6 protein-coding genes are annotated in these 8,195 nt (G+C 68.5%); 1 reads left to right on the plus strand and 5 read right to left on the minus strand.

From position 1 onward, the window contains the following. Positions 1–663: 663 nt before the first annotated feature. The 5 genes from ADY01_RS29055 to ADY01_RS29075 form a co-directional block, all read right to left on the minus strand. Complete coding sequence (locus tag ADY01_RS29055; RefSeq protein ID WP_053171315.1) at positions 664–1,257, minus strand: hypothetical protein; 594 nt, start codon at positions 1,255–1,257, stop codon at positions 664–666. Further along, positions 1,254–2,135 (minus strand): carbohydrate ABC transporter permease, encoded by an 882-nt coding sequence (locus ADY01_RS29060; RefSeq protein ID WP_049579426.1) that lies wholly within the window; start codon positions 2,133–2,135, stop codon positions 1,254–1,256. The genes ADY01_RS29055 and ADY01_RS29060 overlap by 4 nt, the downstream gene beginning before the upstream one ends. Beyond that, on the minus strand, positions 2,132–3,094 hold the full coding sequence (locus tag ADY01_RS29065; protein WP_049579427.1) for a carbohydrate ABC transporter permease: 963 nt from the start codon (positions 3,092–3,094) through the stop codon (positions 2,132–2,134). The genes ADY01_RS29060 and ADY01_RS29065 overlap by 4 nt, the downstream gene beginning before the upstream one ends. Before the next feature lie 86 nt (positions 3,095–3,180). Then, positions 3,181–4,488 (minus strand): ABC transporter substrate-binding protein, encoded by a 1,308-nt coding sequence (locus ADY01_RS29070; protein WP_049579429.1) that lies wholly within the window; start codon positions 4,486–4,488, stop codon positions 3,181–3,183. A gap of 211 nt (positions 4,489–4,699) precedes the next feature. Next, complete coding sequence (locus ADY01_RS29075; protein ID WP_049579431.1) at positions 4,700–6,679, minus strand: rhamnogalacturonan lyase; 1,980 nt, start codon at positions 6,677–6,679, stop codon at positions 4,700–4,702. 341 nt (positions 6,680–7,020) lie between these two features. Here ADY01_RS29075 and ADY01_RS29080 point away from each other — a divergent pair, with 341 nt between their 5' ends. Next, positions 7,021–7,767, plus strand: a complete 747-nt coding sequence (locus ADY01_RS29080) for a bleomycin resistance protein (RefSeq protein WP_049579432.1) — start codon at positions 7,021–7,023, stop codon at positions 7,765–7,767. The last annotated feature ends 428 nt before the right edge of the window (positions 7,768–8,195 follow it).

Below are 8,195 nucleotides of genomic sequence, written 5' to 3' on the forward strand. Positions count from 1 at the left end.
GGGACTGTTTCGAAACGGCGCACGGTTTGTTTTCAACACTCTGTTTAAAACGAAGTGTTTCGCGTTTCAGAACAGTCCCCACCTCCAGATGCCCGAAGGGGCAGACGACCGCGCACCGCCACCACTGCCCGGTTGGGCAACGACCCCCACCGGCCCGGGGGATGACCAGCAAGGGAACACAGAGGCGGCAGCAGCTGCGCGCCACCCCAGCCACAGCGAACAGACCGACCCAAGACGAACGTCATCCGCTGCGCCCGTTCGGACACCCACCTCTTCCACCCACAAGCCGGCCGGTCACCGGGACGGCGAACACCCACGAACCCTCCCCCCGTAGGTGCCTCTTTTCGTGCATCCGCATGAGACGGACACCCGGGCAAGCGCCGGCCACCTAGGCCAAGCGTCGAAGCCGCCCCACCCACAACCCGACGCACGGCAGGGCCGGGTGGCGGCGGCCAGGAAGGACGGGGTGGCCAGGAACAGGCGGTCGGCGTCGGCACGTTCGCGCTGGTCGGCGAGCCAGCGTTCCGCCTCCGCCCGCGTGACGGCACCCGCCGCGACCCCGGCCCCGGCCAGCCCGGTGAGGACCTGGACGGCCGCGCCGTCGGTGCGCACCGGCGTGTGGAGTGCGCGCTGAGCTGCGAGCACGAGGACATCAGGACGCGGTCAGTCGCCGGGCGCGGGCCCCGCCTCGGCCGCCTCGGCGCGGAGGGAGACCCCGACCGCGGCGAGGGAGAGGAGGCCGCCGCAGACCAGGGCCAGCGGCAGCAGCATCCACACGAACACGACGCACATCCCGCAGGCGAAGGCCAGCAGCACCGAGCCCGGCAGGTCCCCCCGGGCGCGTTCCGCCGCCTCGCGCACCGTCCCGGCCGCGTCCAGGCCCGGGTGCCACGCGTCGGCCGCCCGCAGGACGAGCACCGCGAGCGCCGTGAGCAGCGCCCCCGTGATCGCGAGCACCCCGCCGGAGCCGGGGATCACCCCGGCCTGGGCCAGCGACAGGTTCCACAGCAGGATCAGCGCGGCCGCCGGCACCGCGAGGGCCGCGGGCCACAGCGAGCGGCAGGCCGCTCCGAAGTCCCGCAGCAGGTCGGCCACCCGCACGCTCTCACCGGTGAGGTGGCGCCGCAGGTGGGCCGTGCCCGCGGCCAGCGCGGGGAGCGCCGTGACCATCGGCACCGAGAGCACCGCGACCAGCGCCCCGGTGATGACGACCTCGCCGAACAGGGCGAACCCGGCGCTCCACCGCTTGCCGCTCATCCCCGGAGGCCCTGTGTCGAGACGCCCTCGACGATATAGCGCTGGAAGAGGACGAAGAACAGGATCACCGGCACCAGGGCCAGCATCGCCGCCGCCATCTGCGCGCCGTAGTCCGAGGTGCTCGTCTGGTCGGCGTACTGCCGCAGCATGAGCGGCAGCGGGTAATTCTCGGGGCTGCGCAGATAGATCAACGGCGCGAGGAAGTCGTTCCAGCTCCAGATGAACGCGAAGATGGACGCCGTCGCCAGCACCGGCCGCATCAGCGGCAGCATGATCGACCAGTAGATCCGGAGATGCCCGGCCCCGTCCAGACGCGCCGACTCGTCCAGCGACTTCGGCACCGTGCGCATGAACTGCACCATCAGGAAGACGAAGAACGCGTCCGCCGCGAGGAACTTGCCGATCAGCAGCGGAATGAACGAATCCGTCCAGCCCATCTCGTTGAACATGATGAACTGCGGGATGATCACCACGTGGAACGGCAGCAGCAGCGTGCCGATCATGATGGCGAAGAATATCTTCTGGCCGGGGAAGACGATCCGCGAGAAGCCGTATGCCGTGACCGAACACGACAGGCAGACCCCCACGACCGAACCCACGCCCAGGTAGACGGAGTTCATGAAGAACGTCCAGAACGAGACGCCGCCGATGCCCTCGAAAACGGTCCGGAAGTTGTCCAGCGTCGTGTTGTCGGGAATCAGCCCCGTCTCGCCGAGAATCTGGTCCGTCGGCCGGAACGACGACAGCAGCAGCCACGCCCCCGGATAGAGCATGACCAGGCACAGAGCCAGGACGGAGGCGTGGAAGAGCACGGTCCTGCCCGAACGGCGGCGCCTGACCCGCCGTTTCAGGCTCTGGGACGCCGCCGTGGCCGTCATCGTGCCTCCCCTGAGTAGAACACCCAGTACCGCGAAGTCCTGAAGAAGATGAGGGTGATGGCCCCGACGACCATCACCAGCAGCCACGCCATCGCCGCCGCGTAGCCGAGCTGCCCCTGCCCGAACCCGCGTTGGTACAGGTACAGCGTGTAGAACAGCGTCGAGTTGGCGGGGCCGCCGCGCCCGCCGGAGATGATGAACGCCGAGGCGAACACCTGGAAGGAGTGAATCGTCTCCAGCACCAGGTTGAAGAAGAGCACCGGCGACAGCATCGGCAGCGTGATCCGCGTGAACTTGCGCCACGCGCCCGCGCCGTCCACCTCCGCCGCCTCGTACAGCTCCCCGGGAATCTGCTTCAGACCGGCCAGGAAGATCACCATCGGCGCGCCGAACTGCCAGACCGCCAGCAGGATCATCATCGGCATGCTCAGATCGGGATCACCGATCCAGCCGCCCTCCGACATCCCGAACAGCTGCCCGGCCTCGTCGACGATGCCGTCGTCGTTGAACATCGCGCGCCACACGATCGCGATGGACACGCTCGCGCCGATCAGCGAGGGTGCGTAGAACGCGGAGCGATAACCACCCTGACCGCGCCGCCTGTTGTTCAGCAGCATCGCCACACCGAGCGCCGCGGCCAGTTTGATGGGCGTGCCGACCACCGCGTAGATGGCGGTGACCTCGACCGAGTCCAGGAAACGCGGATCGTCGAAGAGGCGCTGGTAGTTCTCCCAGCCGATCCAGTCACCGCCCCGGACGGGGTGGTAGTTGGTGAAGGACAGGTAGGCGGAGGCCACCATGGGCCCGGCCGTCAGGGCGATGAAGCCCAGCAGCCAGGGGGCGAGAAAGGCGTAACCGGCCCGGGTCTCGGATGCCCGCCGCGACGGCCGCGTGGAACGCGGCCGTCGCGGGGGCTTGCCGAGCCCCGGAGCCCGGGACGCCTCACGCGTCAGAGCCATGAGGAAGGTCCGTTCGGAAGGTCGTCAGGTCGGGCGGGGGAGTGGGCGCCGCGAAAGCGCGTCACCGGGGGCGCGGTAAGCGGCGGTCACTCGACCACCAGCAGGTTCTCGGCCTCGCTGAACCAGCGCTCCACGAAGTCGTCCACGCTGATCTGCCCGTAGGAGAACTCGTCGCCCAGCACCTCGACGTACTCGGTCTCCACCGCGCCGAAGCCCTCCGGGTGGAGCGGCACGGTCTCGGTCATGTAGCCCTCGTCCTCGACCCGCTGCTCGTACTCGATGGCACGCTGCTCCAGGCTGCCCTCCTCGACCTCCAGCGCGTCCAGCCGCCCCTGCGAGGCGGGGACGCCCAGGTCGGTGCCGATGATCTGCCCGGCCTCGGGGTCGTTGATGAGGAAGTCGATGAGCTGCGCGGCCTCTTCGGGGTGCTCCGTGTTCGCCCCCATCGACAGCTGCATCGACGGCTTGAAGAACATGTGCTTCTCGCCGTCGGGGCCGCTGGGCATCGGCATGAGCTGGATATTGTCATTGCCCAGGTCGTTGGCGTAGGAGTGGATGAAGTTGTCCCAGTGGAACTCCACCGCCGCCTCACCGGAGTTGAAGCCGCCCAGCGGGTCGAGCTGGTCAAGGCGCTCGATCGGGAACGTGACGCCGTCCTCGCGCAGCCCGTCCGTCGTGGACAGGAACTCGCGCAGGTCGTCCTCCGTGAAGTTCTTCTCGCCGTTCTCCGCGAACGGTTCGATGCCCTGCTGGACCAGCCAGTTGAGGAACACCCACCAGGTCATGGTGTAGTCCGTCGCGCCGTAGACCTGTGGGTCCGAGCCCGCCCCGGCCTCACTGATCTCGGTGATGAAGGCGTGGTACTCCTCCCACGTGTAATCCCACTCCGGCGGCTCGATGCCGAGCTCGGCCAGCAGGTCCGGGTTGTAGAACAGCGCCCAGGTGTTGGTGCCGGTGGGTATGCCGAGCAGCTGCTCCTCGATCTCGCCCGAGGCGAGCAACTCCTCATTGATCTGGGAGGTGTCGAGCTGATTGTCCACGAATTCATTCATGTCATACAGCAGTCCGGCATTGGTGTACTCCAGCAGCCGGGAAAGATCCATCTGCATGACATCGGGAAGTTCACCGGATGTGGCGTCCGTACTACGCTGCGTCCAGTAGTCCTGGAACTCGGCGAACCCGGTCTGCACATCGATATCGGGGTTCGCCTCTTCGAACAACGCGATGGCCTCTTCGTAGCGTTGCGATCGCTCGTCGGCTCCCCACCAGGTGAACCGCAGGGTGACCTTGCCACCATCGTCACCGTCACCACTGTCGGAACCGCACGCGGTGAGTGCCAGGGAACCGACAAGGGCAAGGGCGAGACCGCTCTTGGCGGCCTTCGAGATTGACATGAGAGCCCTCCTGCTCTGTCAATGCGTAACGGCACTTCAAGGGCGGTGTCACCATTTTTCTCATCCCCCGGCTCCACCTGAAGTGAATCGTTACAATACCGTCGGGCCCTCCTTGGGCAACCGGACGGCGGGTAACTTTTCGGAAACGCCGGAGGGGTCAATTCGCCCCCTGCCGGCGGTCTTCCATCCGATCCCCGCGACGGGCCCGCCGCTAGCGCGACGTGTAGCGGATCGCCGGCCGCGCCGGCTCACCCATGCCCGCCCCGATGAACCAACTCGGGTGCGGCGGCTGGTTGTAGGCCACGTTCTGCCAGGCCACGGCCAGCCGGTACTGCGGGTCGTGCATCAGCGTGGGCAGCCGCAGACCGGTCTCCTCGGTCGTGGTGAACAGCCGCAGCGCCGACTCGTCCTGGGCCCGGTAGACGACCTCCTCGCGCCAGTCGCCGTACAGGTCGGCCTGGATCGCCGGGTTGCCCTTGGTCCAGTTGCTCGTGTACGTGCCCTCGGGGCGGAAGATCTCCCGCTGTTCGCCGTTCTCCCAGTCCCACTCGGCGACATACGGCGTGCCCGCCGGGTCCGCCGCCTCGTCGAAGGTGTGGTCCAGGATCTCGCGGAGCGGGTCGCCGTCCCACCAGATCATGAAGTTTGCCGACGGGATGTCAGTGCCCAGCAACGTGCCGTCCGCCGCCCGCAGTTCACCCTCACGGGAGTTCCACGCGCCGGTGGCCGTCACCGCCCAGCCCTCGGCCCCCGGGTGCGTCGGGTCGATGTCCCCGGCCGCCCCGCGACCGATGTCGCGGCTCGCGGGCATGCCGTAGAGGACCTCGCCGGTCGCCGCGTCGCGGAACGTGGCTCCTTGGCCGCCCGACATCGTCATGTTCTCGTGCGCCGCGAAGACTTCAAGCCCCTCGCGGCCCGGGTCCAGATCGCCCACGTGCAGCGCGTCCCCGTGGCCGAGGCCCGTGTTGTAGAGCGGGGAGCCGTCCTCGTCCAGGGTCATCGACCCGTAGACGATCTCGTCCCTGCCGTCGTCGTCCACATCCGCGACGGACAGGTTGTGGTTGCCCTGCCCCTCGTACTCCTCGCCCGACTCGTCCGAGTCGAACAGCCAGCGCTGGTCGAGGGATTCGCCGTCGAAGTCGAACGCGGCCACGGTGGCGCGCGTGTAGTAGCCCCGCGCGAAGACCACGCTCGGGTGCTCGCCGTCCAGATAGGCCACGCCCGCGAGGAAACGGTCGGCACGGTTGCCGTAGCAGTCCCCCCAGGCGCAGGTGTCGCCCCGGGCCGGGACGTAGTCGACGGTGTCCACCGCCGCGCCCGTCCGGCCGTCGAACACGGTCAGGAACTCGGGCCCGGAGAGCACGTATCCGTCCTCGTTGCGGTAGTCGGCCGCCGTGTCGCCGATGACCTCGCCCGCGCCGTCCACCGTTCCGTCGGCCGTCTTCATGACGACCTCCGACCGGCCGTCGCTGTCGAGGTCGTAGACCATCAGCTGCGTGTAGTGCGCGCCCGCCCGGATGTTGCGCCCGAGGTCGATGCGCCACAGCTGGTCGCCGTCGAGCGTGTAGGCGTCGATGATCACATTCCCGGTGTAGCCGGAACGGGAGTTGTCCTGCGCGTTGCTGGGCTCCCACTTCTGGACGATCTCGTAGACGCCGTCGCCGTCCAGGTCCCCCACGCTCGCGTCGTTGAGGTGATAGGTGTACTCCTCGCCGGTCGGAGTCACGCCGGGCGCCGGGCGGTTGACCGGGATGTCCCGGTGCTGCTGGTCCCATACGCCGAACCGCTCGGTCCGGTCGCCGGCGTGGCCCCTCGTGACCGTGGCGACCTGGTACACCGAGTCCTCGGTGCCGTCGGGGTCGGTGAGGCTGGTGGTGTCGCGCAGCGGGGTGCGGGTGATGCGCTCGCCGTCGCGGTAGACGTGGAAGGCGATGCTGTCGCGGTCGAGTCCCAGCAGCCGCCAGCTGACGAAGACGCCGCCCTCGGTCTTCACGGCCACCGGCGCGCGGTCGAGGCGCTCCATGTCGCGGAGGGGACGGTGGTGTTGACGGTCGCCGGAGTCGGCGGCCGGTGCCGCGCCCGCCGGAGCGGGGAGCGTCACCGCGACGGCGGCGAACACGGCGAGGCCGACGGTGGCGAGGGTGCGGGGCCGGGCGCGTCTGGCGACGGGGGCGGCGGCTCTGCTGCCCATCCGGTGCTCCTTCGGGAGAGGGATATGAGACGAGGGGAAAGACGTGGGTGAACCGAGGGGGTGAATCGATTCATTCCTGATCCGCGCGATGGCCCGGGTTGATGGCAAGCGCTTGCGGACGCACCGGAGTGTGGCAACGCTTGCTCGCTTCCGTCAAGGGAGACGTGTCCCGGCGCTGGGGGTGGCGGGCCGTCCGCGTGGGGGTCGTGGTGTGGTCGAGGCGCGGGGGAGGGACGCCCTGCGGGCGGCGCGGTGGAGTGCCGGGCCGGCGGTGCCGGGGCGTGCGCATCGACCGGTGAGGCCGACCGGTCGGTGTATTCAAATTTGACTAGACTGGCCGCATGACCGAGAAGACCATTCCCCTGCTGTCCTGCCGGACGATCCAGCCCGTCATCGACTTCTACACCGCGCTGGGCTTCGAGGTGACCTACCTCCAGAAGAGTCCCTACGCCTACGTCGTCGTCGAACGCGGGGCCGTCGAGCTCCAGTTCTTCGGCATGAAGGAATTCAACCCGGAGGAGTCGCTGAGCGGCTGCTACATCATCACGGACGAGGTGGACGCGCTGTACGAGGCGTTCCGCGCGGGGCTGCGTGAGGAGTACGGGAAGATACCGACCCGCGGCATCCCGCGCATCGGGCCGGTGCGTGAGATGTCCTACGGCGTACGGCAGTTCATCATGACCGACCCGGGCGGCAACTCGATTCGCGTCGGCCAGCCGACCGGCGGGGACTCGGCGCATCAGCCCGCGCCGAAGGAGACGTTCGCCCGCGCGCTGCACTTCGCCCTCACCTTCGCGGACTCCAGGGAGGATCCGGAGGCGGCGGCCAAGATCCTGGACCGGGTGCTGGTGCTGCGCAACGAGAAGCCCACGCCGGGGCAGTTGGTGCGGCTGCTGGTCCTGCGGGGGGACATCGCGCACCGGCTCGGGGAGCCGGAGGTGGCGGCCGAACTCCTTGAACGGGCGGCGGGCGTGGCCCTCCCTGAGGAGGAACGGGCGCTGCTCGCCGATGACTTCGCCCGCCTCGATGAGCTGCGCGAGGCGTTGGGCGGCGAGTGTGCTTCCTCCGTTGGGCGGCGCCCCACCTGAATCCTTGTGCCTCGCGCTGTGGGGGGCTGGGGTTTTGCGGCTTCTACGCCTGGTCTAGGTGGCGCGGGCTTGGCCGGGTGTCTGTTTCGTGCGGATGCACGAGGGAGGCACCTACGGGGGGAGGGTTCGTGGGTCGGGGTCGTCCCGGTGACCGGCAGGGTTGTGGGGTGGATGAGGTGGGTGTCCGGACGGGCGCAGCGGATGGCGGTGGTCTGGGGTCGGTCTGTTCGCTGTGGCTGGGGTGGCGCGCACCCTTCGGGCCTGCTCTGGCCGCACGTATTCGTCGTCGTCCGCGCGCCGCCTGGGCTTATGTAGCGGGCCGGTGGGCTCGGTTGCCCTATCGGGCATCGGAGGGCGGGGACTGTTTTGAAACGGCGCACGGTTTGTTTTCAACACTCTGTTTAAAACGAAGTGTTTCGCGTTTCAGA

Origin of the sequence: Streptomyces sp. SBT349, from assembly GCF_001083795.1 — a bacterium.
Classification (GTDB): domain Bacteria; phylum Actinomycetota; class Actinomycetes; order Streptomycetales; family Streptomycetaceae; genus Streptomyces.